The organism is Burkholderia sp. HI2714 (assembly GCF_002223085.1).
Classification (GTDB): Bacteria; Pseudomonadota; Gammaproteobacteria; order Burkholderiales; family Burkholderiaceae; genus Burkholderia; species Burkholderia lata_D.
This window is the reverse complement of sequence record NZ_NKFM01000053.1, coordinates 430,785-457,252: the sequence shown is the minus strand read 5'-3', so window position 1 is coordinate 457,252 and position 26,468 is coordinate 430,785. Positions and strand designations below refer to the sequence as shown.

Sequence of the window (26,468 nt, the reverse complement as noted above, 5' to 3'; positions counted from 1 at the left end):
TGCCGTAGAATGTCCGACTTGTTTTGAAATTTGACACCCTCGTCCATGGCGAAAACCGCATCCCCAGGCGCCACGCCGCCCGGCAATGGCACCGAACCGTTGCCGGACAATTACGAGATGGCGCTCGCGGAACTCGAGACGCTGGTTGCCCGGATGGAAGGCGGCGCGTTGAGCCTCGAGGATTCACTGGCGGCGTATCGCCGCGGTGCGACCCTCGTTGCGTTTTGCCAACAGCAGCTCGAGAAAGTGGAGCAGCAGGTTCGCGTGCTCGACGGCGCGACGCTGAAGCCGCTTTCGTCCGGAACGGCCGCCACGGACGGCGAAGACGACGATCTATGACATTCGAACAATGGATGCGGTCCGTGCTTGACCGTGTCGAGGACGCACTCGGCCACTATTTGCCCGCTGAAACCGCGGTGCCGGAGAAACTCCACGAGGCGATGCGCTATGCGGTCCTCGGCGGCGGGAAACGCGTTCGCCCGCTGCTGTGCCATGCAGCAGGCGAACTGACCGGCGCGACGGAAGCGGCGCGCAATGCGGCGGCGGCGGCACTGGAGATGATCCACGTCTACTCGCTCGTGCACGACGACATGCCGTGCATGGACGACGACGCGCTGCGTCGGGGCAAGCCGACGGTGCACGTGCAGTACGACGAGCCGACGGCACTGCTGGTCGGCGACGCGCTGCAGTCGCAGGCGTTCGTTGCGCTGACCGACGCCGCTGCGCTGTCGCCGGTGCAGCAGGCTGCGCTCGTGCGCGAGCTGGCGCTGGCGAGCGGCTCGATCGGCATGGCCGGCGGGCAGGCGATCGACCTGGCGAGCGTCGGCCTCAAGCTGACGCGCGAGCAGCTCGAGACGATGCACCGGATGAAGACGGGCGCACTGCTGCGCGCGGCCGTGCGGATGGGCGCGCTGGCCGGCGAGACGCCGTCCGCGGAAACGATGGCTGCGCTCGATGTATACGCGGGGGCCGTGGGTCTGGCCTTCCAGGTCGTCGACGACATTCTCGACGTCACGACCGATTCGGCGACGCTCGGCAAGACGGCCGGCAAGGATGCGGCGAACGACAAGCCGACCTATGTATCGATCCTCGGCCTCGAAGCGTCGCGCGAGCTCGCAGCACAACTGCGCGCCGAAGCGCACGACGCGCTGAAACCGTTCGGCGCACGCGCACAGCGTCTGGCCGAACTTGCCGACCTGGTAGTGAACCGGGTCAGCTGACGCGAAAGCCCGCCGCCGCGCACCTGCTACGGTGCGTGCAACAGAATGCGGGCGCGTTTGATTTCCTACAATGGAACGACGATGTACGACTTGCTGAAAACCATCGACGACCCGGCGGATTTGCGCCGCCTCGATCGTCGCCAACTTCAACCGCTCGCGGATGAACTGCGCGCGTTCGTGCTCGACAGTGTGTCGAAGACGGGCGGCCATTTGTCGTCCAACCTCGGGACGGTCGAGCTGACGATCGCGTTGCACTACGTGTTCAACACGCCGAACGATCGGATCGTCTGGGACGTGGGCCACCAGACCTACCCGCACAAGATCCTGACGGGCCGCCGCGACCAGATGCATTCGCTGCGCCAGCAGGACGGCATCTCGGGCTTCCCGCGTCGTAGCGAATCCGAATACGACACGTTCGGCACCGCGCACTCGAGCACGTCGATCTCGGCCGCGCTCGGCATGGCGATCGGCAGCCAGCTGAACGGCGACGACCGCTTCTCGATCGCCGTGATCGGCGACGGTGCGATGACGGCCGGCATGGCGTTCGAGGCGATGAACAATGCAGGCGTGTCGGAAGATGCGAAGCTGCTCGTGATCCTGAACGACAACGACATGTCGATCTCGCCGCCGGTCGGCGCGCTGAATCGCCATCTCGCCCGCCTGATGTCGGGCCGCTTCTATGCGGCTGCGCGCGCGGGCGTCGAGCGCGTGCTGAGCGTGGCGCCGCCGGTGCTCGAACTCGCGCGCAAGCTCGAGGAGCACGCGAAGGGCATGGTCGTGCCGGCCACGTTGTTCGAAGAGTTCGGCTTCAACTACATCGGCCCGATCGACGGTCACGATCTCGATTCGCTGATCCCGACGCTGCAGAATATCCGCGAACTGCGCGGCCCGCAGTTCCTGCACGTGGTGACGAAGAAAGGCCAGGGCTACAAGCTTGCCGAAGCGGATCCCGTGCTCTACCACGGCCCCGGCAAGTTCAATCCGGCCGAAGGCATCAAGCCGTCCACCGCACCCGCGAAGAAGACGTACACGCAGGTGTTCGGCGAGTGGCTGTGCGACGAAGCCGAGCGCGATACGCGCGTCGTCGGCATTACGCCCGCGATGCGCGAAGGCTCGGGCATGGTCGAGTTCGAGAAGCGCTTCAAGGATCGCTACTACGACGTCGGCATTGCCGAGCAGCACGCGGTGACGTTCGCGGGCGGCATGGCAACCGAAGGCCTCAAGCCCGTCGTCGCGATCTACTCGACGTTCCTGCAGCGTGCATACGACCAGCTGATCCACGACGTCGCGCTGCAGAACCTGCCGGTCGTGTTCGCGATCGACCGTGCGGGCCTCGTCGGCGCGGACGGCGCGACGCATGCGGGCGCGTACGATCTCGCGTTCATGCGCTGCATCCCGAACATGACGATCATGGCTGCGTCCGACGAGAACGAATGCCGCCAGATGCTGCACACGGCGCTGCAGCAGCCGAACCCGACCGCAGTGCGCTATCCGCGCGGCGCGGGCACGGGCGTGCCGACGGTGAAGGAATTCACCGAGATCCCGCTCGGCAAGGGTGAAGTGCGTCGCCAGACGTCGCAGCCGGAAGGCAAGCGCGTTGCAATCCTCGCGTTCGGCACGATGGTCGCACCGTCGCTCGCCGCGGCCGAGGAGCTCGATGCAACCGTCGCGAACATGCGCTTCGTGAAGCCGGTCGATGCGGCGCTCGTGCGTGAGCTCGCCGAGACGCACGACTACCTCGTCACGGTCGAGGAAGGCTGCGTGATGGGTGGCGCGGGCTCGGCCTGCGTGGAAGCCCTGATGGAGAGTGGGGTTATCCGACCCGTACTACAATTGGGCCTCCCTGACCTGTTCATCGATCACGGCGACCCCGCGAAGCTGCTGTCGCAATGCGGCCTCGACGGCGCGGGTATCGCGAAATCGATTCGCGAACGCTTTCTGAATCCGGCGGCCGATGTCGCCGGTCAGGCGAAGCGCGTCGCATAAGCTGGCGCCGCCCGCGGGCGGCGTCGGTGCGACTGGCGCAACCGGTCTTCATTGATGCGGAAAACATGGGCCTGCGGGCCCATGTTGCTTTTCCGGCTGCCGCATGACGCGGCGTGCGCGTCGTCGAACGCGCGGCTTACAAGGATTGAACAAGATGAACCAGATGAATCCCGCCTTCGTGATGCCCGACGTGCAGAGCACGGTGGATACCCGCCAGATTCCGATTCAGCGTGTGGGCGTGAAGGCGGTCCGGCATCCGTTGACGGTGTGCACCGAAAGCGGCGACGTGCAGCCGACCGTCGGTGTCTGGAACCTCGATGTCCGCCTGCCCGCCGACCAGAAGGGCACGCACATGTCGCGCTTCGTTGCGCTGCTCGAAGAGAACCGTGCAGCGCTGACGGTCGAGCGTTTCCGCGCGATGCTCGCATCGATGCTCGAGAAGCTGGAAGCCGAAGCCGGTCGCATCGAGGTCACGTTCCCGTACTTCGTGAACAAGACGGCGCCGGTGTCGGGCGTGCAGAGCCTGCTCGACTATGAAGTGACGCTCGCGGGCGAAAGCCGTAACGGCGACACACGCCTGTTCCTGAAGGTGCTCGTGCCCGTGACGAGCCTGTGCCCGTGCTCGAAGAAGATCTCGCAGTACGGCGCGCACAACCAGCGTTCGCACGTGACGATCGACGCGGAGCTCGCGGCCGACCTGCCGGTCGAGGCGCTGATCCGCATCGCCGAGGAAGAGGCGTCGTGCGAGCTGTGGGGCCTGCTGAAGCGTCCGGACGAGAAGTTCGTCACCGAGCGCGCGTACGAGAACCCGAAGTTCGTCGAGGATCTCGTGCGTGACGTCGCGCAGCGTCTCGATGCGGACGAGCGTGTGGCGGCGTACGTGCTCGAAGCCGAGAACTTCGAGTCGATCCACAATCACAGCGCGTATGCGCTGATCGAACGCGACAAGCGACAGGCTGCATAACGCCGCGGCGTTTTGTCGCGCCGATGAAGAAAGGCCGCTCAAAATCGAGCGGCCTTTCTGTTTGCCGATGCGACATTGCGTCGCGTGCGTGACGCGGCTCAGCGCGCGAGCGATGCGAGATCCCAGCGCGGCTTCACCGTGAATGCATAGTCGGCATTCGCCTGCTCGGGCCAGCGGCCGAGCCGCAATGCGCCCGCGAGCGCGATCATCGCGCCGTTGTCGGTGCAGAGTGCGAGATCGGGGTAGTGCACGTCGAAGCCGCGCTTGGCCGCGGCGGCCGACAGCGCCGCGCGCAACTGGCGGTTCGCGCCGACCCCGCCCGCGACCACGAGGCGCTTGAGCTTCGTCTTCTTCAGCGCGGCGAGCGACTTGGCGACGAGTACGTCGACGGCCGCGTCGACGAAGCCGCGCGCGAGGTCGGCCTTCGCGCGTTCGAGTGCTTCACCTTCGAGCTTCGCCGCTTCGAACTTCTTCATCTGCGTGAGCACGGCGGTCTTCAGGCCGCTGAAGCTGAAGTCGAGGTCACCCGAATGCAGCATCGGGCGCGGCAGCACGACCGCGCCCGGCGTGCCGGTTTCGGCGAGCTTCGACACTTCCGGGCCGCCCGGGTAGCCGAGGCCGATCAGCTTGGCCGTCTTGTCGAATGCTTCGCCGGCCGCGTCGTCGAGCGTTTCGCCGAGCGTCTCGTACACGCCGACGTCGGTCACGCGCATCAGTTGCGTGTGGCCGCCGGACACCAGCAGCGCGACGAACGGGAACGGCGGCGGCTGGTCGACGAGCAGCGGCGACAGCAGGTGGCCTTCGAGGTGGTGGATGCCGACGGTCGGCTTGTTCCAGGCGAGCGCGAGCGCATTCGCGATACTTGCGCCGACCAGCAGCGCGCCGGCAAGGCCGGGGCCTTGCGTGAACGCGATCGCGTCGATGTCGTCGCGGCGCGTGCCGCTTTGCGCCATCACTTCCTCGAGCAGCGGCAGCGCGCGGCGGATGTGGTCGCGTGACGCGAGCTCGGGCACGACGCCGCCGTATTCGCGGTGCATGGCGATCTGCGAGTGGAGCGCGTGCGCGAGCAGGCCGCGCTGCGTGTCGTAGAGCGCGAGGCCGGTTTCGTCACAGGAGCTTTCGATGCCGAGAACGAGCATGGGTACGGGCAGGGCGCGCCTTGTCGGGCGCGCCGCGGGAAGGTCAACGTAACCGGAAAGTATAGCAGGCGAGGGCCTGCCCCCGCTGGCAGCGGCCCGGGCCGGATGCCGGGCAGGTACAATCCGCGCCATGGAAACTTATGACATCGCCGTGATCGGCGCGGGCGCCGCCGGAATGATGAGCGCCGCGGTTGCCGGGCAGCTCGGCCGCCGCGTCGTGCTGATCGATCACGCGCCGCGGCTCGCCGAGAAGATCCGCATCTCGGGCGGCGGCCGCTGCAACTTCACGAACCTGTACGCCGGCCCCGACAACTATCTGTCGTCGAATCCGCATTTCGCGCGCTCGGCGCTGGCGCGCTATACGCCGCGCGACTTCCTCGGGCTGCTCAAGCGCCATCACGTGACCTGGCACGAAAAGCACAAGGGCCAGCTCTTTTGCGACCACGGCAGCGACGCGATCATCGACGTGCTGAAGCACGAGTGCGACGCGGGCGGCATCGCGTGGCGCCGGCCCGTCGTCGTCGACGCGGTGCGCCACGCGCCGTCGGACGGCTTCACGCTCGACACGCAGCAGGCGGGGACGATCGGTGCGCGCGCACTGATCATCGCGACCGGCGGCCTGTCGATCCCGAAGATCGGCGCGACCGACTTCGGCTACCGGATCGCCAAGCAGTTCGGTCACAAGCTCATCGATACGCGGCCCGCACTCGTGCCGCTGACGTTCGCGCAGCAGGACTGGGAGCCGTTCGCGGCATTGTCCGGCGTATCGCTCGAAGTGCGCGTATCGACCGGCGACAAGAAGCGCGGCGGCGAATTCGTCGAGGACCTGTTGCTGACCCATCGCGGCCTGTCCGGGCCCGGAATCCTGCAGATCTCGAGTTACTGGCAGCCCGGCGACCCGATTCGCGTCGATCTCTTGCCGCAGCGCGACACGGTGGCCGACCTGCTCGATGCGAAGCGCACGTCGAAGCGCCAGATCGGTTCGCTGCTCGCGGACTGGGTGCCGTCGCGCCTCGCACATGCGTGGCTCGACACGCATCGCGTCGCGGCCGACGCGCGGCTCGCGGACCTGCCCGACAAGACGCTGCGCCAGATCGGCGACGCGCTGTCCGGCTGGACGCTGACGCCGAACGGCACGGAGGGCTACAAGAAGGCCGAAGTGACGAAGGGTGGGGTCGACACGCGCGACCTGTCGTCGGCGACGATGATGAGCGCGCGCGTACCGGGGCTGTTCTTCGTCGGCGAGGCGGTGGACGTGACGGGCTGGCTCGGCGGCTACAACTTCCAGTGGGCGTGGGCGTCCGGCACGGCGGCCGGGCAGGCGGCGGCGGAGTATGCGCGCGGCGCCTGACGAGGCCGGGCGGGGGCCGTTTTGGCGGGACCAGGCCCCGTGCCTTTAGGCAATCGCTCTGCTATACTCGGTAGTCTTTCCCTGCAAACCTTTATTCGTGTCGGATCATGACGATCATTCGCGTTAAAGAGAACGAGCCGTTCGAAGTTGCAATGCGTCGCTTCAAGCGCACGATCGAGAAGAACGGTCTGCTGACCGAGCTTCGTGCGCGCGAGTTTTACGAGAAGCCGACCGCGGAGCGCAAGCGCAAGAAGGCTGCTGCAGTGAAGCGTCATTACAAGCGTATCCGCAGCCAGACACTGCCGAAGAAGCTGTACTGAACGATTGGGCGCCGCGCGGTTCGCTGAGCGGCGCACCGGCGACTCCGTGCGATCAGGTGATCGCGAAAGGCCGAGCATGATCGGGCGAGCCGCCGATGCCGGATTCGAGCAACCCGCTTGAGACATTGTCCCAAGCGGGTTTTTGTGTTGACGCCCTTTGCCGGGCGTCGGATTCACGTTTCCTTCCCGGGTGAAAGATGAGTTTGAAAGAGCAGATCAGCGAAGACATGAAGGCCGCGATGCGCGCGAAGGAAAGCGAGCGCCTGGCAACGATTCGCCTGCTGATGGCCGCGATCAAGCAGCGCGAAGTCGACGATCAGATCACCCTCGACGATGCGGGCATCACGGCCGTGATCGACAAGATGATCAAGCAGCGCAAGGATTCGATCAGCCAGTTCCAGGCAGCCAATCGTGACGACCTCGTCGCGAAGGAGCAGGCCGAGCTGGTCGTGCTGAGCGGCTACATGCCCGAGCAGCTGTCGGAGGCCGAGGTGGCCGCCGAAGTCCAGGCCGCGGTCGCGCAGACGGGCGCCGCCGGCCCGCAGGACATGGGCAAGGTGATGGGCGTGCTGAAGGGCAAGCTCGCCGGCCGCGCCGACATGACGGCCATTTCCGCGCTGGTCAAGGCCGCGCTCACGAAGTAACACCTGTTTCCCCGGCGCGCCGTGCGTGCGCCGGGGTGTCGTCTTGTCTTTTTTCGCTCGATCCCACGGTGATTCCGCATTCGTTCCTGCAGGATTTGCTGAACCGCGTCGATATCGTCGACGTGGTGGGCAAGTACGTGCAGCTCAAGAAGGGCGGCGCCAATTTCATGGGGCTGTGCCCGTTCCATAACGAGAAGAGCCCGTCGTTTACCGTCAGCCCGACCAAGCAGTTCTACCACTGCTTCGGTTGCGGGGCGCACGGCACAGCGATCGGCTTCCTGATGGAGCATGCGGGGCTCACGTTCCCGGAGGCCGTGCAGGATCTCGCGCAGTCCGTCGGGCTGACCGTGCCGCACGAACCGTCGATGCGTGGTGGCGGTGGGGGTGGCGGTGGCGGTGACTATCCGGCGCCGGTGTCGAAATCGGTCGCGACTGCGTTGTCCGATGCGATGACCGCCGCCTGCGACTACTACCGCAAGCAGTTGCGCGGCGCGACCGTCGCGATCCAGTACCTGAAGAACCGGGGCCTGACCGGCGAGATCGCCGCGCGCTTCGGGCTCGGTTATGCGCCGGATGGCTGGCAGAACCTCGAAGCCGCGTTCCCGGATTATCGCGACGAGTCGCTCGTCGAGTCGGGGCTCGTGATCGTCAGCGATAAGACCGATGCGCAGGGCGTCGCGCGCCGCTACGACCGGTTCCGCGAGCGGATCATGTTCCCGATTCGCAACGTGAAGGGGCAGGTGATCGGCTTCGGCGGCCGCGTGCTCGGCAGCGGCGAGCCGAAGTACCTGAATTCGCCTGAAACCCCGCTGTTCAACAAGGGCAGCGAGCTGTACGGCCTGTTCGAGGCGCGGCTCGCGATTCGCGAGCGCAAGTACGTGCTGGTCGTCGAAGGCTACATGGACGTCGTCGCGCTCGCCCAGCTCGGGTTCCCGAACGCGGTCGCGACGCTCGGCACCGCGTGCACGCCGATTCACGTGCAGAAGCTGCTGCGCCAGACCGATACGGTCATTTTCAGTTTCGACGGCGATTCGGCCGGGCGGCGAGCGGCCCGGCGAGCGCTCGAGGCATGCCTGCCGCATGCGGGGGACAACCGCACGATCCGGTTCCTTTTTCTGCCGTCCGAGCACGATCCGGACAGCTATGTGCGCGAGTTCGGCGAGGCGGCGTTCTCGGAGCAGGTCGAGCGTGCGATGCCGCTGTCACAATTTTTGCTGAACGAAGCAATTTCCGGCAAGGCGCTCGATCAGCCGGAAGGCCGCGCGAAGGCGCTGTTCGATGCGAAGCCGTTATTGCAGGCGCTGCCCGCGAACGCGTTGCGCGCGCAGATCATGCACATGTTCGCCGACCGCCTCGACATTCCGTTCGAAGAGGTCGCGGCGCTGTCCGACGTCGATACGCGGATCGCGGCACCGCCGCGCCAGGCGCCTGCGCGCAGCGAGCGGCGCCGCGTGACGGACAGCGAAAAGCGTGCATTGCGCACGCTGGTGATGCATCCGCGCATCGCGTCGCAGCTCGACGATGAGCAGCTGGCGACCCTGCGCGCATTGCCGCGCATCGGCGAGCTGTTCGCGGAAGTCGTCGATCATGCGCGCGCGCTGGGCGAAGGCGCGGAGTTCCGGCTGCTGTCGGATGTCCTGCGGACGTCCTCGAATGGAGCGACTTACGAGGAAATCTTCCGCGAAATTCTGGACTATGATGAAAACGTCCGCGACTTGCTGTTACAGAATCCGGAGGACGAGACGGTGCCCGAGCGGCAGCGTGAACAGGAACGGATCGCGGGGGAGGAACTGCAGGCGGCGGTGCTCAAGATGCGTTACGACGCCTGCTGCGACCGGCTCGACAGGCTGGCGCGGCAATCTACCTTCACACCCGAGGAATTGGCCGAATTGACGGAATTGAACCAGCAGCGGACCGACATGAAGCGTCGGCTCGGGCTGTAGGCGGCTGGAGAGCTTAGAGAGGGCTCCCCAGCGTGCTATAATATAAGGTTTCCAGCGGTTTGTTTTCTAAGCAGAGGCGAGAATCGCGATGGCAAAGACGACAGGCGGAAAGAAAGCAACAGGCAAGGGCTCGACGGAGCCGACCAAAAAGGTCACAGCGGCCAAGTCTGCTTCTTCCACCAGGACAACGTCTTCAGCCACGTCAGCCCCAGCAGGAAAGAAAACCGCGGCCGGCACTGCTCAGGCTGCGCCGGCGCTGGCAGCCAGAACACGGGCTGCCGCCAGACCCGACTCCGGGCCGGCCAAGCCGGCGGCGAAGCGGGCAAGTGCGAAAAGCGCAAGGGACACGACTGCCGCCGCGGACGAAACGGCAGTACGTACTACTCATGCACCCACGGTTCAACCGGCTGTCGTCCAGCAGCCGCGAGTCGATATAGCCGGTACGGCGAACTCCATGACCAAAAAGCTGAACGAAGTATCCGTCGAAGACGACGCAAATCAGAGCGACGAGCAGCCCGCAGCAGCAGCGGCTGCACCGGGCAAATCCAAGGTGCGAGATCGTCGCGCCAAGGAAAAGGCGCTACTGAAGGAAGCGTTCGCGACGAGCACGCCGGGTACGGCCGAGGAGCTCGAAGAGCGCCGCGTGAAACTGCGCGCGCTGATCAAGCTCGGCAAGGAGCGCGGCTTCCTCACGTACGCCGAAATCAACGACCACCTGCCGGACAACTTCACCGAGACCGAAGCCCTCGAAGGCATCATCGGCACGTTCAACGACATGGGCGTGGCGGTCTACGAGCAGGCGCCGGACGCGGAAACCCTGCTCCTGAACGACAACGCGCCCGCCGCGTCGTCGGACGATGAAGTCGAAGAGGAAGCGGAAGTCGCGCTGTCCACCGTCGATTCGGAATTCGGCCGCACGACCGATCCGGTCCGGATGTACATGCGTGAAATGGGCACGGTCGAGCTGCTCACGCGCGAAGGCGAAATCGAGATCGCGAAGCGGATCGAGGACGGCCTGCGCCACATGGTGATGGCCATCTCCGCGTGCCCGACGACGATCGCCGACATCCTCGCGATGGCCGAACGCGTCGCGAACGAAGAGATCCGCGTCGACGAGCTCGTCGACGGCCTGCTTGATCCGAATGCTTCGGACTCCGCCGATACCGACGGCTTCTCCGCGAAGGAAGCGGAAGCCATCGAGAACGAGGACGAGGAAGCCGAAGAGGAAGAGGAAGAAGAGGAAGAGGAGGAAGATGACGGTGCCGCCCAGGCATCGGCCAACGCCGCCCAGCTCGAAGCCCTCAAGCGTGCCTCGCTCGAGAAGTTCTCGCAGATCAGCGAGTGGTTCGACAAGATGCGCCGCGCATTCGAAAAGGAAGGCTACAAGTCGAAGGCCTACCTGAAGGCGCAGGAAACGATCCAGACCGAACTGATGACGATCCGCTTCACCGCGCGTACCGTCGAACGCCTGTGCGACACGCTGCGTGCGCAGGTGGACGAAGTGCGTCAGGTCGAACGCCAGATCCTGCACATCGTCGTCGACAAGTGCGGCATGCCGCGCTCGGAATTCATCGCGCGTTTCCCGGGCAGCGAGACCGATCTCGACTGGGCCGAGAAGATCATGGCCGAAGGCCATTCGTACAGCGCGGTGCTGTCGCGTAACATTCCGGCGATCCGCGAACAGCAGCAGCGCCTGCTCGACCTGCAGGCGCGCGTCGTGCTGCCGCTGAAGGACCTGAAGGAAACCAACCGCCAGATGGCGGCCGGCGAACTGAAGGCGCGCCAGGCGAAGCGCGAAATGACCGAGGCGAACCTGCGTCTCGTGATCTCGATTGCGAAGAAGTACACGAACCGCGGCCTGCAGTTCCTCGACCTGATCCAGGAAGGCAACATCGGCCTGATGAAGGCGGTGGACAAGTTCGAATACCGTCGTGGCTACAAGTTCTCGACCTATGCGACGTGGTGGATCCGCCAGGCCATCACGCGCTCGATCGCGGACCAGGCGCGCACGATCCGTATTCCGGTTCACATGATCGAGACGATCAACAAGATGAACCGCATCTCGCGGCAGATCCTGCAGGAAACCGGTCTCGAGCCGGATCCGGCAACGCTCGCCGAGAAGATGGAGATGCCGGAAGACAAGATCCGCAAGATCATGAAGATCGCGAAGGAGCCGATCTCGATGGAAACGCCGATCGGTGACGACGACGATTCCCATCTCGGCGACTTCATCGAGGACACCAACACGGTCGCGCCGGCGGATGCCGCGCTGCATGCGAGCATGCGCGACGTCGTGAAGGACGTGCTCGATTCGCTGACGCCGCGCGAGGCGAAGGTGCTGCGGATGCGCTTCGGTATCGAGATGAGCACCGACCACACGCTCGAGGAAGTCGGCAAGCAGTTCGACGTCACGCGTGAGCGGATCCGTCAGATCGAGGCCAAGGCGCTGCGCAAGCTGCGTCACCCGAGCCGTTCCGACAAGCTGAAGTCGTTCCTCGAAGGGAACTGATTTCCAGCGTCTCTCCTGCGAACGCCGCCGGCATCCGCGTGATGCCGGTGGCGTTTCTCTCCTTTGTTGTTACAATGCCGGCCCGGCTTCTTCGTCGGGGCAGCGTGTGACACGCTTCGCTTCTCATCAGGGCTTGTAGCTCAGCGGTTAGAGCAGTCGACTCATAATCGATTGGTCGCGGGTTCGAACCCCGCCGGGCCCACCAGATTTCATGCGCGCGATTGCGCGGCATGCCGAAAACCCGCGATGGCTTCATGCGTCGCGGGTTTTTCTTTGCGTGGACGCGTGATCAATGTGGTGATCAGGAAAGTACCGAGAAGGTGCCGCGCCGTCGTCAATCGAAGTATGCTGTAGCGCGGCCGTTCCACGCGCGACACCGGTTGCGGCCGAACGAAAACCAGACAGCCCCGCGATCCATTCGGCGGCAAGAATAAACAGACTTCGGCCGGGAGTGGGACGGCAATCATGACCATGCTGCGTTCGTGGGGTGCGCTTCTTTCGTTGCTGGCGCTCGTTGCATGCGCGAGCCTGCCGCCGCAGGCCGAGCGCGCGCCGACGCACGCGTACACCGATACGGACAATACGCGGCTGGGTGTCGCGTTCCAGCAGCAGGCCAGTACGCATCCGGGGCAGGACGCGTTTCATCTGCTGACCGATCCGGTCGACGCACTGGATGCGCGCGTGTTGCTGGCCGATCGCGCGGACCGCTCGCTTGACCTTCAGTACTACATCTGGCACGACGACCTGACCGGGCACGAACTGGCCGACGCGATCATTCGTGCGGCCGATCGCGGCGTGCGCGTGCGTGCGCTGCTCGACGATCTCGGCACGAACGCGGACGACCGCAAGCTGCTCGAGATCAGTTCGCATCCGAACATCGAGATCCGGCTCTTCAATCCGGTCGCCACGCGCCGGTTCAAGAAGATCGGCACGGTGTTGGAGTTCTCGCGCGTCAACCGTCGCATGCACAACAAGGCGATGATCGCGGACAACCAGGCGGCGATCATCGGTGGCCGCAATATCGGCGACGAGTATTTCGGCGCATCGTCGATGCTGGAGTTCGGCGATCTCGACGTCGTCGTTCACGGCCCGGTCGTGAAGCACATCTCAACCGAATTCGATACGTTCTGGAATTCCCCGTACGCGTATCCGATCAGTGCGCTGGTCGGGCACGACGCGGCACCGGGCGGGCTGGACCGCGAGCGCGAACGGTTGCGCGACTACCTGAGAGCGATGGAGGACAATCCGTACGTGCTGGAGGCCCGGCAGCGGCTCGACCGCATCGTTCATGGGCAGGGCACGGAACTGTCGTGGGGGCACGCGACGGTGCTGTACGACGACCCGTCGAAGATCGCGCACGCACCGAAGGACAGCGACGGGCACCTGATGCCGCAGTTGCGGGCGCTCGCATTGCAGCCCGAACATGACCTGCTGATCGTGTCGCCGTATTTCGTGCCGGGCAAGGAGGTCGTCGAGCGGCTGCGCGCACTGACGGCGCGCGGCGTGCGCGTGACGGTGCTGACCAACTCGCTTGCGTCGACCGACGTGGCGGCCGTGCATGCGGGCTATCGGCACTACCGAAGCGATCTCGTGGCCGCAGGCGTGCGGCTTTACGAGCGGCGGCCGTCGGGCGACAAGAGTATCTCGAAGCAGGTCATCATCGGGTCGTCGCGCGCATCGCTGCATGCGAAGACCTACGTGTTCGATCACAAGAGCATTTTCATCGGGTCGATGAATCTCGATCCGCGCTCGCTGAACCTCAACACGGAGATCGGCGTTTACTGCGAGAGTCCGGCGATTGCGTCGCAGGTGGCCAACGATCTGGAAGCACGGCTCGATCGAATCGCGTGGCGCGTCGAGCCGAGGACCGATCCGGCGGGCAAAGGGCAGCTCAAGTGGATTCAGACCGATTCGGACGGCAAGGTCACCGAGCTCGATCACGAACCGGAGGTGTCGGCCGCGCGGCGGATGGAAGTCTGGTTCCTCGGGCTGTTTCCGATCGAATCGCAACTGTGAGCGGCGCTGCCGCGCGCGACATTCAGCCGCGCGTGCGGCCGTGCTGCTCGATGACGGCCGCGAGCTGCATCGTCGCGGTCTCGATCGTCGTGTCGCTCAGCCCGGCGTACCCCAGCACGAAGCCGTTGTACGGCCGGCCGTCGCCGACCCGATAGCTGCTCAGCGGCTGAAGCAGCAGGCCATGCGCGGCTGCGGCGCGGGCGACGTCGGTGTCGTGCAGCGGCATCGCGAGATCGGCCGACAGATGCATGCCGCCCGGGCTTTCGCGAACGCTCAGCACGGCGCCGAGGTGGCGGGCGAGTGCGGCTTCGAGGCTGCTCCGCCGCGCGGCATACAGCGTCCTCATCCGGCGCAGGTGTCGCGCAAAGAGGCCGGTGTCGATGAATTCGGCCATCGCCAGTTGATCGGCCGAGTGGCCGCGATGGACGAGTTCGCGCAGCGTGCGCGTGAAGCGTTCGACCAGCGTCGGCGGAACCACCATGAAGCCGAGTCGAAGGGCGGGAAACATCGTCTTGCTGAAGGTGCCGAGATAGCAGACCGGTGCGTCGGCATCGAGGCCCTGGATCGCGGGCAGCGGCTGGCCGTCGTGGCGGAACTCGCTGTCGTAATCGTCCTCGATGATCCACGCGCCGCACGCACGTGCATGCTCGACGAGCGCCGCGCGCCGTCGGGGGCTCATCAGCGCGCCGAGCGGGTATTGGTGCGACGGTGTCGTATAGATCAGCCGGGGCGGCCGGGTACGCCACTGTTCGTCGGTTGGCGCCATTCCTTCGTGGTCGACCTCGATCGGCACGAGATCCAGGCCGGTCGACCGGAACGCGGTTCGGGCGCCGTTGTAGCAGGGGTTCTCGAGCCAGCCATATTCACCGGGATTCGCGAGCATGCGCGCGCACAGTTCGAGGCTGCTTTGCGTGCCGTCGGTGATGAATACCTGGCCTGTTTCGCAGCGCACGCCGCGCGAGACCCGGATGTAGGCGGCCACGGCACGCCGCAATTCGGGCAGCCCTTCGACCGGGCCGTAGGCGAGCTGCGCGGGCTTGATGGCTCTCCACGCGCGCTCGATGCAACGGCGCCATTGGACGACGGGGAATTCATCGAGCGAAGGGAGGCCGGGAACGAACGGCAGCATGCGTTCGGGTTCGGGATCAGCGTTCTCCAGCCCGTGCACGCGCTCGGACAATCGAACCGGGGCCGGGCCGCGTTCGGGATCTGCGCCAGAACGGCCGCACCCGTCCCATAGCGTGATCGTCCCGTTGCGCGTGGCCGCCACGAAGCCTTCCTCGGCAAGACGCTCGTACGCATAGACCGCCGAGTTGCGCGCGATGCCCAGCTCGGCCGCGAGCACGCGCGTCGACACGAGCCGCGTGCCGGGCGGGAGGTGCCCGTCCAGCAGCAGGTTGCGCAGGCTCCGGTAGAGGGCTTCCTGCCGGCTGTGGCGTGTCGTGCCGTCCTGTCTGGAAAGCGATGAGACGAGCAGCGCGAGATCCATGGGCTGGTTCCAGAATTTTTTGGTGAGCTGGTTCTTTTGAAGATTCGACGCGCATCGTATCGTTCACGTTCTCGTGGTGCCGGCCGGTGCGCGGGCATGTCCAGCGATCGTCACGGATAGGCGCGTGCGCGTATTTTGATCGATTTGGCAAGCGACTGTCGACGGGCCGATCGACCGGGCATTCGCGCGTGCAAAGTGTAGCGTTCGATGCCATTAACTTCGTAGTGCAAATATATTTCGAGTGACTGCCTGCGCGTTGCCGAAACGCGGGCCGCTCGATGCGCGCAAGGGCGTGCAAACAGGAAAACGAAACATGAAAGACCAGACCGTCATCTCCCCCACATCCCGCACCACCATTCGCCGCCTGCCGGAGCTGGCCAACCACGATCGCGAGGTGCTTCATCGCATCGTGGACGAGGCCTACGTGTGCCACATCGCATTCGGTTCGGGCGAGGACACGCACTGCATCCCGACCGCGCACTGGAGACGGGGCGACCACCTCTATATTCACGGGTCGAACGGCAGCCGGATGATCAAGGCGCTGGCTGCGGGTGCACAGGCCTCCGTCGCGATGACGTTGCTGGACGGTCTCGTGTTGGCCAGGTCGGCCTTCAACCATTCGATGAATTATCGATCCGCGGTGATCTACGGGCGGTTCGAGAGGGTGGAGCGTAGTGCGGACAAGCTGGTGGCGCTGGATGCATTGATGGACAAGATCGCTCCGGGTCGCAAGCATGATGCGCGGCCCGGCAACGAGAAGGAACTCAATGCGACCAGCGTGCTGCGGATTGCGCTTGCGGAAGCGGCGGTAAAGGTCAGCGATTCAATGCCGTCCGACAAGGACGAAGATCTCTCACTCGCTGTCTGGACGGGGATCCTGCCGCTGAAGATGGCGCGCGGCAGGCCGGTTCATGCCGACGGGAACGTGCCGGTGCCGGATTATGTCCGGAACTGGGAGGAGTAAGTTGCACGGCAAGGCCGTGCGGTTTCGCTGAAACGGTGGCGCGCGGAATCCATGCAGCGTTCGCACGGCAACGAGACGCGGTTTCGCCGGCCGGCAGCGCGAATGCCGCACTGCCGTCACGGCGTGCATTTCACTCGGTGCGATGCTCATGCGTCTCGTGTGGCGGATGCGGGGCGGGCGCGTGCTCGGGGGCCGGCTGCCGTGGCTGCGCTGCCGCGTGTTCCTGCGGTTGCGCTTCGTTGTGCGGTGGCGCCTCCTTGTGCACTTGCTGCTGAGTCTCGTTGCGTTGCTGCATGGCGTCACGCTGCCGTTGCTGCTCCGCATTGTGTTGCTGCATGTCCTCGCGTGGCTGCTGCCGTACCGCATTGTGCTGTTGCATCGCTTCGCGTTGTTGCTGTGCCTCGTTGCGCTGTTGCTGCTGCAATTGCTGCTGTTGGGCGGCCGCACGATTTTCCTGCGCGGCGTGCGCCTGCTGCATGGCCTGCTGCCGCTCCTCGCGCATCGCGCCAGGCCGCGAAGGCCTTGCGGCCCTCGCGGGTTGTTCGAGCGATCACATCCGGTTCCATGCATGCGCTGCGGTGCGCATGCGGAACCGGGGCGGTCATCTGTCCATCAGCGTGCGAAATCCGATGTGCTCTGGATGAACGTGTTCAGCTTCGAGATGTTCACGCTGCCGAAGCCCGTCGTCGCGTCCCAGCCGGCCTTTGCCTTGTAGCCGTAGGTGCCGCTGCCGTTGTTGCCGGACGTGACGTCGTGCAGCAGCGCCGCGTTGCTCGGGAAGTACTTGTAGATGCTCGACGCGGGGAACCCGAGCGCATTGTTGTTCGCGGACTGCAGGCGCGCCCAGATCCCCGTGAAGATCGGCGCGGCGAGGCTCGTGCCGCCTTCATTGTTGAGGTAGCCCGAGCCCCACAGCGTGTCGGACGTCTGGCCGTTGACGACGAGAATCGCGCCGGTGCGCAGGTCTGCGTCGAAGCCGACGTCAGGCAGTGCGCGCTTGGTCGATCCCGTGAGGCTCGACGATTGCCACGACGGTGCGGCTTCGTACTTGCTGTACCCGCCGCCCGTCGACCACACGGTGCCCGGCTGCCAGCTCGGATCGTTCCAGACGATCTCGCTGTTGTACGCGTTGGTCGACGTATTGGTGAACAGCGTCGTGCCGCCCACCGCGATCACGTACGGCGACGTTGCCGGCTCGCTCACCGTGTAGGTCGAGCGCGACGGCGTACCGCTCGCACATTCGTACGCGCCATGGTCGCCCGCGGAGACCGAGAAGGTCTGCCCCTGCGCGACTGCCTGCTTGAAGATGGTGTCGTCGGTGGCCTGCGAGCCCGTGCTGTTCGCGGACGATTCGCACACGCCGAGCGACACGTTGATCACCTTTGCGACGTTGTCGGTCACGGCCTTGTTGTATGCGGCGGTGATCGCCGTGAGCGTCATCGATGGTGCGACGTAGAACACGACCTGCTTCACGCTGCCACCGGCCGTGCCGACGATCGACTGGCTGTCGAGGTTCCATTCGACGGTGCCGTCGGTGTCGGTGTACGAGCTGCCGGACGGGCCCGTCTTCACGATGCTGCTGCTGATCGTCCCGAGGCCGTTGTTTGCGGCGAACGTATTGAGGTCGCTTACCGTCTGCGACAGGTCACCTTCGGAGATGATGCCGACGGTGGTCTGCGAGGCGGTCGGCGTGCCGTCGCCGCCGTAGATCGACGAGAATTCGGTCGGGTTGTGCGGCACGGCCGAAGCGCCGGCCGGAATCGTCAGGTTGCTGGTGTTGCCTTGCGGCTGGCTGCCCGCGCCCGTGTGCATCAGCTCGACGTTCTGCAGGCCCAGCACCGAACCCACGACGCCGCCGATGGCGTTCGGCACTTGCGCGGCGTCGGTATTCGCGTAGACGCTGCGGCCGTTGCGCGTGAAGCGCTTGAGCGTCGTGCGGAACGCGGACTTGATGGTGGCCGCGGTGCCGGACGCGGAGACCAGCAGACGGTTCGGCGCGACGACGATGTTCACGAAGCCTTCCTTGCGCAGATGCGCGACGACCGAAGCGACCTGCTGGTCGGTCGGCGCATATTGCGACGCGAACTGCGCCGGCGTGAGGAACTGCCGGTAGTGCGGCGAACCAGGCGTATGCAGGTCGTGCAGATACTGGTCGAGTTGCGCTTCGTTGCGCAGGTTCAGCCCGAGCACGATGTCCACCGACTCGCCCGGCGCCATCTCGACGGCTGCTGCTGCCGCGGCGGCCGTGCTCGCGGCGGGCGCGCCGGCCGTACCGGCTTCGCTCTGCTGCACGAGCGGCAGGAAACCCTTGGTGTGCGTTTCCGTCCAGCCGGCCGCAGGCGCGGCGTGGGCGGTCGCCATGCCGAACGATGCGGCTGCTGCGGCGGCGAATGCGAGTTTGACGAAGCGATGGTGCTTTTGATTCTTGTCTGCAACCTGATTCATTTGAATTACCCCTCCGGTTGAACATCGAACTGCACGTACAACAACGGTCGACAGCGGTGCGGGTCATGCACCGCCGATTTCTGTCGCATGCGTGCGGATGGCACGGACGCGACAGGGCCTTTCGCCCGATCCGGAAAGGTGTCTTTTCTCCGGGGACGAAATACGGAAAACGCGGTAACGGGAAGGCAGCGCCGCGACACGACGCAACTGCGCCGGACGTGACGCGGGCGGGATTGCTAGAGCAACAGTTTCGTTGTCCTGCTCATTTGATTCGATCCTTCGGCCCGCTGCCGGATGGCAGTTGTCCAATGAGATGCATCGGGATGTTGCGTGCGCCGGCGCGCGAACGATATGGCCGGCGGCGAGCACTGCGGTGCGGCGGAAGCGAAAAAACGTAGAGCGGAAGCGACTGCGTAGTGAGCAATTCGTCAGATTGCTTGCATCGGACGGTATCAAGAACGAAAGCGAGGTGTCAAACTTTTTTTGATTATATGAAACTAAATTAAAGCGAATAAGTGCAATGTTTTTGAAAATATTGGCAGTATTTTGTAATATTCGAGGCCGCGAAAGAAAGTAATGCGGAATCCGATTTGCCGATCGTTTCTGGTTTGATGCGTAATGGGTGCAATTGACCGATCGTGTTCGAGGTGTGACTCGAATCGCCGGACGCTGTGAAGCAAGGCGAGTCCGCGGGCATCAGGAAGCAGGGCATGAAGCTACTGCCTCGCACCTGCATGCCGCAGCGCGTCCACGGCTTCCGTGTTGTCGTGCGACCGCGCGAGCTGCAGCAGCGACTGACCGCGCCGATCGACATGATTCGGGTTCGCGCCACGCGCGACGAGGAGCGGAATCAGGTCGAAGCGATTGAACAGCGTGGCGAATCCGAGCGCGGTTTCCCCGGCGCCGTTCGTCTGGTCGATCGGGCATTGCGTATCGATCAGGCGCCGCGCGATGTCGGGTTCGTTCTTGAAGAGGGCACCCATCAACGCCGTATTGCCGTGGCGGTCGCCGGCGCATGCGTTTGCGCCGGCCGACAGCAGGTAGTCGAGCGCTGCCGGCTGGGCGTCGTAGGACGCGAGTATCACGGCCGTAAAGCCATGGCTGTCGGTGGCATCGACGGGATAGCCGGCGTCGTGCAGTGCGCGCAGGATGTCGACGCGTCCGACACGGGCGGCGTCGAACCAGTCACCGTCGTAGCGGCGCAGCGCGGCAGGGTCGGCCGGCGTATACGCCGGCCGGTCGGGAAGGTGCGCGCAACCGGCGAGCGTGGCCAGCGCCAGGACTGTTGCGGTGGAGCGGATCGCGCGCGTCAGGCGTTCGGATTGCATGAGGATGTCCTGATGGGTGGGTAGGGTCGACGTGCGAGGCGCAGCCCCGCACGTCGACGGCGACCGGAGTCGCGGGATCAGTTCTCGCTCAGCTTCGCTGCGAGTGCCTGCACTTGCCCGACGTCGGCGTGCACGGCCTGCGCGAGACGCGTGCCGTAATCGGCATCGGCCTTGTAGAAGTACGACAGCATCGCGTACTGGTTGTGCGCGTTCGTCACCTTGCCGAGATCGCCGGACAGCGCGGTGATCAGGTCGTCCTTGTCCTGCTGCGACAGGCCGCGGTAGTACTCGCCGGCCTGGCGGAACCGCAGCTTCTTGTGGATCGCTTCCTGCTGCGTCGTTCCGCCGAGCGTCATGCGCACGGACTTGTATTGCGGATCCGGCGCGAGTTCATGCAGCGTCGACGGTTCGTAGTTCACCTCGCCCTTGCGGTCGCCGGCGTTCATCTTGCCGTCCTGGTTGTTGTTGACCACCGGCACGACGGGCCGGTTGATCGGCAGGTCCATGTAGTTCGCGCCGAGCCGGTACATCTGCGTATCGGCGTACGCGAACAGCCGGTCCTGCAGCATCCGGTCTTCGGACGGCTCGATGCCGGGCACGAGTCGCGACGGTGCGAACGCCGATTCCTCGGTCGACTGGAAGTAGTTGTCTGGCACGCGGTTCAGCGTCATCGTGCCGATCTTGCGCTCGGGCACACCGGTCCAGACCTTCGTATCGTCCAGCGCATCGAAGTCGAAACGGTTCAGGTCCTGCGGCGTGAGCACCTGCACGTACAGATCCCACTTCGGGAAGTCGCCTTGCTTCAACGCGCCGTACAGGTCGTTCGTCATCATGTTCCAGTCGCGCCCGATCGATGCGTTGATGTCTTGCGGACGCAGGCCGTGCACGCCTTGCTGGCTTTTCCAGTGGAATTTCACGTAGTGCACGTCGCCGTGCGCATTGACGAACTTGAACGCGTGCACCGCGAAGCCGTCCATGTGACGATATGAATCGGGCATGCCCGCATTCGTGTACAGCATCGTCAGCATGTTCGTCGCTTCGGGCGTGTGCGCGAAGAAGTCGAATGCGAGGTTCGGGTCCTGCACGCCGGTCACGGCACTCGGCTTGTTCGCGTGAACGAAGTCGGGGAACTTGATGCCGTCGCGAATGAAGAACACGGGCCAGTTGATGCCGACCATGTCCCAGTTGCCCTGTTGCGTATAGAACTTCACCGCGAAACCGCGCGGATCGCGCGCCTGTTCGGGCGAGCCGCGATAGCCCATCACGGTGGAGAAGCGCACGAACACGGGCGTGCGGGTGCCGGGTGTGAAGACCTTCGCTTTCGTCAGGTTCGAGATGTCGGCGGTCGGCACGAACTCGCCGAATGCGCCGGTGCCGCGTGCATGCACGACACGTTCCGGAATGCGTTCGCGATCGAAGCGCTGCAGTTTCTCGATGAGTGCGGAGTCTTGCAGGAGCACGGGGCCGGCAGGGCCGGCCGTCTGCGAATTCTCGTTGTCGCCGACGGGGGCGCCCGTGTCTCGCGTGAGTTCGGCGGCATGGGGGGACGCGGAAAGTGCAACGCAGATCGCGGCGACTGCGTGTCTCAGCACGCGACGGGAGGATGAGGACATGACGTTGGAACTCCTTGAATCCGATCGGTGGTGGGGAAGCCGACTGAATTAGAAGAGATCGTCAGACGATTGGCTAATTGATATTCGATATGTTTCCGATAGCGACGGCGTCGATACGGCGTGAGCGCGGTTCTCATCGGCGCGGGCAATGAATATTGTTGCGCGCGCAATGAGTTGTTGCGTCGCGTGCCGTGAAGCGATCGGCAAGCGTCGAACGCCGACTCATCGAACGTGCGATGCCTTGCGTGAATTTTTGCGATCCGGATGTCTGGCATCGGTGCCGCAGCAGCCTCGACGGACCCGGCTGCGCGGCACCGATCAACTCGGTATCAACCCGCGCCCGCCTGCCAACCGAGCCCGAGGTTCTTCTGCAGCGACACGTAATCCTTGATCAGCTCGGCCTGGCCCGCGATCACGTTCTGCTGGGCGGACAGCGCTTCGCGTTGCGTATCGAGCAGATCGATCATCGAAGCGACGCCTGCGCGATAACGCTCATCCATCAGCGATCGGGAATGCACGGCCGACGTCTGCACCTTGGTGAGCGCAACGACGTGTTCACGCTGGTGCCCGTAACGCTGCAATGCCGTGTTGGCGTCCTGCAAGGCACCGAGCACCGCCTTCTGATAATTCGCTTCCGCCTCGTCTCGCGATGCTTCGGCCGCGCGCACCGCACCGCGCGTGCGCCCGAAGTCGAGAATGTTCCATTGCAGATACGGCGCGCCGACCCAGGTGAAGTTCTGCTTGCGGAACAGGTGACCCGGGTCCGTCGCGCTGAAGCCGAGATCGCCGAGCAGCGTTACCTTCGGGAAATAATCGGCGACGTGCTCGCCGATCTGCGCATTGCTCGAAGCGAGCCGGCGCTCGGCCGCGCGAATGTCGGGGCGCTGTTTCAGCAGCGTGGCCGGATCGCCGATCGCGACACTGCCGGGTAGCGTCGGCAACGGCGCATCCGGTGTCGACAGCGCCGCGTCGAGCGCACCAGGCGCACGGCCCGTCAGGATCGCGAGCCGGTCGAGCGATTCCGTCACCTGCGCGTCGAGCGGGATCAGCGATGCGCGCGTGCTTTCGACTTGCGTCGTCAGGCGTTCGATGTCGACATCCGCGGCAACGCCACGCGCGCGACGCTGCTGCGTGAGTTCGAGCATCTTCTGCTGCAGCTCGGCAGTGCGCCGCGACAGCGCAAGCCGCTGCTGTTGATCGCGCAGGTCGATGTACGCGTTGGCGACTTCGGCAGCGATCGACACCTGCGTGTCGGCGAGATCGGCGTCGACCGCTTCCGCTTGCGCAGATGCTGCTTCGACCGCGCGGCGCGTGCCGCCGAACAGGTCGATTTCCCAGGTTGCGTCGAAGCCTGCCGAATAGAGCTGCAGCGGGCCCGAGCCACCCAGCGACGGCGAGGTGCCACCCGATTGGCTCGAACCGTTGGACGGCAACAGCGAACCGAGCGCGCTGACATCCGGCTCGCGCGTGCGGATGGCGGCGACGGTAGCCGACGACTTCGGCAACTGGGCCGCACGTTGTTGCGAGAGCTGCGCGCGCGATGCGCGCAAGCGGGCTTGTGCCGCGTGCAGATCGGGGTTGTACGCGAGCGCGGCGGTGATCAGGTCGTCGAGCTGGCGATCGTTGAGCGCGCGCCACCATGCACTCGGCGCGGGCGCGGCGGGGTCGATGCCGGAGGCCGGCGCGCGCACGAAGGTCGGCGCATCCGGTGCGGCGGGCGCGCCGCGATAGTCGGGGCCGACCGTGCAGCCGGCGAGCAGGCATGCGGCCGCGCACAGCGTGAGCGCGGGGCGGCGGGGCAGGGAGAAGGGTTTCATCGCGTAAGACGGTTCAGTGGCCGGACGACATCGGCTGCGGCCCGCGCGGCGTTCTCAGCAGTAGCGCGAGCGGCACGCAGGCAAGCAGCGCGAGGCCCAGCAGGTAAAAGGTTTCGGAATAGGTCATCACGATCGCCTGGATCTGGATCTGCTGCGCCAGCTGTCCGAGCGCGCGCATGTTCGAATACGCGAGGTCGCCCGTGTGCGAGAACCAGTTGGCCGCATAGGCCGACAGCCGGTCCTGCCCGATCAGCGAGTTCGCCGTCACCGATTCGCGGAGCGCGGCCGTATGGAAGGTCGTGCGCCGGTCGATCACGGTGCCGATGATCGCGAGTCCGATCGAGCCGCCGAGATTGCGCGCCATGTTGTAGAGCCCGGCCGCATCGCCCGAGTCTTCGCGCGCGACGGCCGCCATCGAGGCCTGATTGAGCGGCATCATCGCGAGCATCTGCGCGACGCCGCGGATCAGTTGCGACCAGACGAAGTCGTGGCCGACGCTCTGCGCGGTCAGGCTGATGTCGAGCATGCAGCTCAGGCAGAACAGCAGCAGCCCCGAGATCACGAGGATGCGGAAATCGACCTTGCCGAGCAGGCGCGGCAGGATCGGCATCACGAGGAAGGCGGGCAGCCCCGACAGCAGCATGATCGCGCCCGCCTGTTCCGCGTTGTAGCCGGCGACGATCGCCAGGAACTGCGGCAGCAGGTAGGACACGCCGTACAGCCCGGCACCGACTGCGGAAACGATCACGATCACGCTCGCGTAGCGCGGGTTGCGCATCAGCGACAGCCGCATGATCGGCCGCTTCGCAAAGATCTGCGACAACGCGATCAGGATCATCCCGGCGAGCGATACGAGGCTCAGCGTGACGATCATCTGCGATTCGAACCAGCGTTCGCGCTGGCCTTCCTCGAGCACGACGGTGAGCGAGCTCAGACCGATCGCGAGGCCGAAGATCCCGAGCCAGTCCGCGTTCAGGAATGAATGCCATTGCGGGCGGTCCGACGGCAGCCCGAATATCAACAGCGCCATCAGCAACAGGCACACCGGCAGGTTCAGGAAAAAGCACCAGCTCCAGCTGACGTTCTCCGCGAGCCAGCCGCCGAGCACGGGGCCGAACAGCGGCCCGAGCAGCACGATCAGGCCGAACAGCGTCATGCCGACCGGCAACTGCGACAGCGGCAGCCGCGTGCGGATGATGGTTTGTGCGGTCGGGATCAGCGCACCGCCGGTGAAGCCCTGGCCGATCCGGCCTGCAATCATCATCGGCAGCGAATGCGACCAGCCGCACATCATCGAGAACGCGATGAACAGCGCGGAGTTCGTCAGCAGGAAATTGCGCAGCCCGAACACGCGCGTGAGCCACGCGGCGAGCGGAATCATCACGATCTCCGACATCAGGTAGCCGGTCGAGATCCACGTGCCTTCGGTGCCGGTCGCGCCGATTTCACCCTGGATCTGCGGCAGCGCGGAGTTCGTGATCGAGATGTCGAGGGTCGCCATCAGCGCGCCGAGCGCGCCGGCCGCGACCGCGATCCAGTCGGTCACGCTCGCACGGCCTTCGTGCGGCGGCATGGGCATCGTGGCGGACGGTTCAGCCATGATGCGTCTCGTCGCGGCCCGGGCGCGTGTCGACGTCGACCGTCACCGACAGCCCCGGCAGCAGCATGCGTTGCGCGCGGGCGTCCGCGGCGAGGCGGATGCGCACCGGCACGCGCTGGACGATCTTCGTGAAGTTGCCGGTCGCATTCTCGGGCGGCAGCAGCGCGAATTGCGCGCCCGTGCCGGGGGCGAAGCTGTCGACGACGCCGGACAGCGCGCCGTCCGGCAGCGCGTCGACGTGCAGTTCGACGGGCTGGCCGATGCGCATGTTGGCGAGCTGCGTTTCCTTGAAGTTCGCGACGAGATAGATCGCGTCGACGGGCACGACGGTCAGCAGGCGCGTGCCAGGCTGCACGTATTGACCGACGCGCACCGTGCGATCGCCGACGCGGCCGGCGAGGGTGCTGCGCACGATCGTGTTGTCGAGGTCGAGCTGCGCCTGTGCGGCGCTGGCCTGCGCGGCTTCGAGCTGGGCGCGCGCCTGCTGGAGCTGCGCGGTGAACGACGCGATCTGCGTGCGGGCGGCGGCGATCGACGCATTGTTCGCGGCGAGCGTCGCGGTCGCCTGATCGCGTGTGCTCTTCAGGTCGGCCACGCGTTCGTGCGTTTCCGCGCCGGTCGCGGCGAGCGGCGCATAGCGCGTGTATTCGTCGCTGGCGTGCTGCGCATTGATACGCGACACCTTTGCCTGTGCGTCGGCCTGTTCGAGATTCGCATGCTGCTGGCGGATGTCGGCCTCGGCGCGTGCGATGTCGGCGCGGCGCGCGTCGACGGTCGCAAGTGACTGCGCGAGCGCGACCTGGTATTGGCGGACGTCGAGCCGCACGAGCGGATCGCCGGCCTTCACGGCCTGGTTGTCGCGCACGTACACATCGGTCACGTAGCCGGCGACCTTCGGCGCGGCGGTCATGCTGTCCGCCTGCAGGTACGCGTCGTTGGTGCTTTCGATGAAGCGGCCGACCGTCCACCACCGGCCGAGCCAGACGGCGCCGCCGATCACCGCAAGCACGGCGACGGCGAGCAGGACGCGCCGTTTCGTGCCGTTGCTGTTGCGCGGCGTTGTTCCGTTTTCCCGACGATTTGCTTTCTGTGGCGAGTCTTGCAGCGTCGACATGCTGGC

The 26,468-nt window shown here is 65.4% G+C and carries 20 protein-coding genes and 1 tRNA gene; 13 read left to right on the top strand and 8 right to left on the bottom strand.

Annotation, left to right across the window (positions count from 1 at the left end):
* Window positions 1-45 precede the first annotated feature (45 nt).
* From CFB82_RS28790 to folE2, 4 genes are all read left to right on the top strand, one after another.
* Entirely contained in the window at window positions 46-339 is a 294-nt protein-coding gene (locus CFB82_RS28790; RefSeq protein ID WP_006479428.1) for an exodeoxyribonuclease VII small subunit, read from the top strand.
* Window positions 336-1,220 (top strand): polyprenyl synthetase family protein, encoded by an 885-nt coding sequence (locus CFB82_RS28785; protein WP_069251092.1) that lies wholly within the window; start codon window positions 336-338, stop codon window positions 1,218-1,220. The genes CFB82_RS28790 and CFB82_RS28785 overlap by 4 nt, the downstream gene beginning before the upstream one ends.
* Window positions 1,221-1,301: 81 nt before the next feature.
* A complete protein-coding gene (gene dxs / locus CFB82_RS28780) occupies window positions 1,302-3,206 on the top strand; it encodes a 1-deoxy-D-xylulose-5-phosphate synthase (protein ID WP_069251093.1) in 1,905 nt (634 codons plus the stop codon).
* A 154-nt stretch (window positions 3,207-3,360) separates the two neighbouring features.
* On the top strand, window positions 3,361-4,170 hold the full coding sequence (gene folE2, locus CFB82_RS28775) for a GTP cyclohydrolase FolE2 (protein WP_089486232.1): 810 nt from the start codon (window positions 3,361-3,363) through the stop codon (window positions 4,168-4,170).
* Between the two features lie 98 nt (window positions 4,171-4,268).
* On the opposite strand, the gene tsaD is transcribed toward folE2, so the two are convergent.
* Window positions 4,269-5,309: a tRNA (adenosine(37)-N6)-threonylcarbamoyltransferase complex transferase subunit TsaD gene (gene tsaD, locus CFB82_RS28770; protein ID WP_011355802.1), complete on the bottom strand. Its 1,041-nt coding sequence runs from the start codon at window positions 5,307-5,309 to the stop codon at window positions 4,269-4,271.
* Window positions 5,310-5,439: 130 nt separating this feature from the next.
* Here tsaD and CFB82_RS28765 point away from each other — a divergent pair, with 130 nt between their 5' ends.
* The 7 genes from CFB82_RS28765 (at window position 5,440) to CFB82_RS28735 (ending at window position 14,092) form a co-directional block, all read left to right on the top strand.
* Window positions 5,440-6,660, top strand: a complete 1,221-nt coding sequence (locus CFB82_RS28765; RefSeq protein ID WP_089428000.1) for an NAD(P)/FAD-dependent oxidoreductase — start codon at window positions 5,440-5,442, stop codon at window positions 6,658-6,660.
* Between the two features lie 107 nt (window positions 6,661-6,767).
* A complete protein-coding gene (rpsU, locus tag CFB82_RS28760) occupies window positions 6,768-6,980 on the top strand; it encodes a 30S ribosomal protein S21 (protein ID WP_006479415.1) in 213 nt (70 codons plus the stop codon).
* 197 nt (window positions 6,981-7,177) lie between these two features.
* Window positions 7,178-7,624 carry a GatB/YqeY domain-containing protein gene (locus CFB82_RS28755; protein ID WP_089447354.1) on the top strand — a complete coding sequence of 149 codons (447 nt, stop codon included), beginning with the start codon at window positions 7,178-7,180 and terminating at the stop codon, window positions 7,622-7,624.
* Window positions 7,625-7,692: 68 nt separating this feature from the next.
* A complete protein-coding gene (gene dnaG, locus CFB82_RS28750; RefSeq protein ID WP_089486231.1) occupies window positions 7,693-9,567 on the top strand; it encodes a DNA primase in 1,875 nt (624 codons plus the stop codon).
* An 88-nt stretch (window positions 9,568-9,655) separates the two neighbouring features.
* Window positions 9,656-12,076 carry an RNA polymerase sigma factor RpoD gene (gene rpoD / locus CFB82_RS28745; RefSeq protein WP_089486230.1) on the top strand — a complete coding sequence of 807 codons (2,421 nt, stop codon included), beginning with the start codon at window positions 9,656-9,658 and terminating at the stop codon, window positions 12,074-12,076.
* 129 nt (window positions 12,077-12,205) lie between these two features.
* Window positions 12,206-12,281, top strand: a tRNA-Ile gene (locus CFB82_RS28740).
* Between the two features lie 260 nt (window positions 12,282-12,541).
* The gene (locus CFB82_RS28735; protein ID WP_089486229.1) at window positions 12,542-14,092 is read left to right on the top strand and encodes a phospholipase D family protein; all 1,551 of its coding nucleotides are present in this window, start codon (window positions 12,542-12,544) and stop codon (window positions 14,090-14,092) included.
* Window positions 14,093-14,114: 22 nt separating this feature from the next.
* Here CFB82_RS28735 and pdxR read toward each other — a convergent pair whose 3' ends face one another.
* A complete protein-coding gene (gene pdxR, locus CFB82_RS28730) occupies window positions 14,115-15,581 on the bottom strand; it encodes a MocR-like pyridoxine biosynthesis transcription factor PdxR (protein ID WP_089486228.1) in 1,467 nt (488 codons plus the stop codon).
* 313 nt (window positions 15,582-15,894) lie between these two features.
* Here pdxR and CFB82_RS28725 point away from each other — a divergent pair, with 313 nt between their 5' ends.
* Both CFB82_RS28725 and CFB82_RS43425 read left to right on the top strand, forming a co-directional pair.
* On the top strand, window positions 15,895-16,545 hold the full coding sequence (locus CFB82_RS28725; protein ID WP_089486227.1) for a pyridoxamine 5'-phosphate oxidase family protein: 651 nt from the start codon (window positions 15,895-15,897) through the stop codon (window positions 16,543-16,545).
* A gap of 148 nt (window positions 16,546-16,693) precedes the next feature.
* Window positions 16,694-17,260: a hypothetical protein gene (locus tag CFB82_RS43425; protein ID WP_179255466.1), complete on the top strand. Its 567-nt coding sequence runs from the start codon at window positions 16,694-16,696 to the stop codon at window positions 17,258-17,260.
* On the opposite strand, the gene CFB82_RS28715 is transcribed toward CFB82_RS43425, so the two are convergent.
* The 6 genes from CFB82_RS28715 to CFB82_RS28685 form a co-directional block, all read right to left on the bottom strand.
* Window positions 17,158-18,990, bottom strand: a complete 1,833-nt coding sequence (locus tag CFB82_RS28715) for a S53 family peptidase (RefSeq protein WP_089486226.1) — start codon at window positions 18,988-18,990, stop codon at window positions 17,158-17,160. The genes CFB82_RS43425 and CFB82_RS28715 overlap by 103 nt on opposite strands.
* 716 nt (window positions 18,991-19,706) lie before the next feature.
* Window positions 19,707-20,318 carry an ankyrin repeat domain-containing protein gene (locus CFB82_RS28705; RefSeq protein WP_089486225.1) on the bottom strand — a complete coding sequence of 204 codons (612 nt, stop codon included), beginning with the start codon at window positions 20,316-20,318 and terminating at the stop codon, window positions 19,707-19,709.
* A 77-nt stretch (window positions 20,319-20,395) separates the two neighbouring features.
* The gene (locus CFB82_RS28700; protein ID WP_089486224.1) at window positions 20,396-21,931 is read right to left on the bottom strand and encodes a catalase; all 1,536 of its coding nucleotides are present in this window, start codon (window positions 21,929-21,931) and stop codon (window positions 20,396-20,398) included.
* A gap of 329 nt (window positions 21,932-22,260) precedes the next feature.
* A complete protein-coding gene (locus CFB82_RS28695) occupies window positions 22,261-23,748 on the bottom strand; it encodes an efflux transporter outer membrane subunit (RefSeq protein ID WP_089486223.1) in 1,488 nt (495 codons plus the stop codon).
* 13 nt (window positions 23,749-23,761) lie between these two features.
* Window positions 23,762-25,348, bottom strand: coding sequence for an MDR family MFS transporter (locus CFB82_RS28690; RefSeq protein ID WP_069251104.1), 1,587 nt, complete (start codon window positions 25,346-25,348; stop codon window positions 23,762-23,764).
* Complete coding sequence (locus CFB82_RS28685) at window positions 25,341-26,462, bottom strand: HlyD family secretion protein (protein ID WP_089486222.1); 1,122 nt, start codon at window positions 26,460-26,462, stop codon at window positions 25,341-25,343. The genes CFB82_RS28690 and CFB82_RS28685 overlap by 8 nt, the downstream gene beginning before the upstream one ends.
* Window positions 26,463-26,468: the final 6 nt, after the last annotated feature.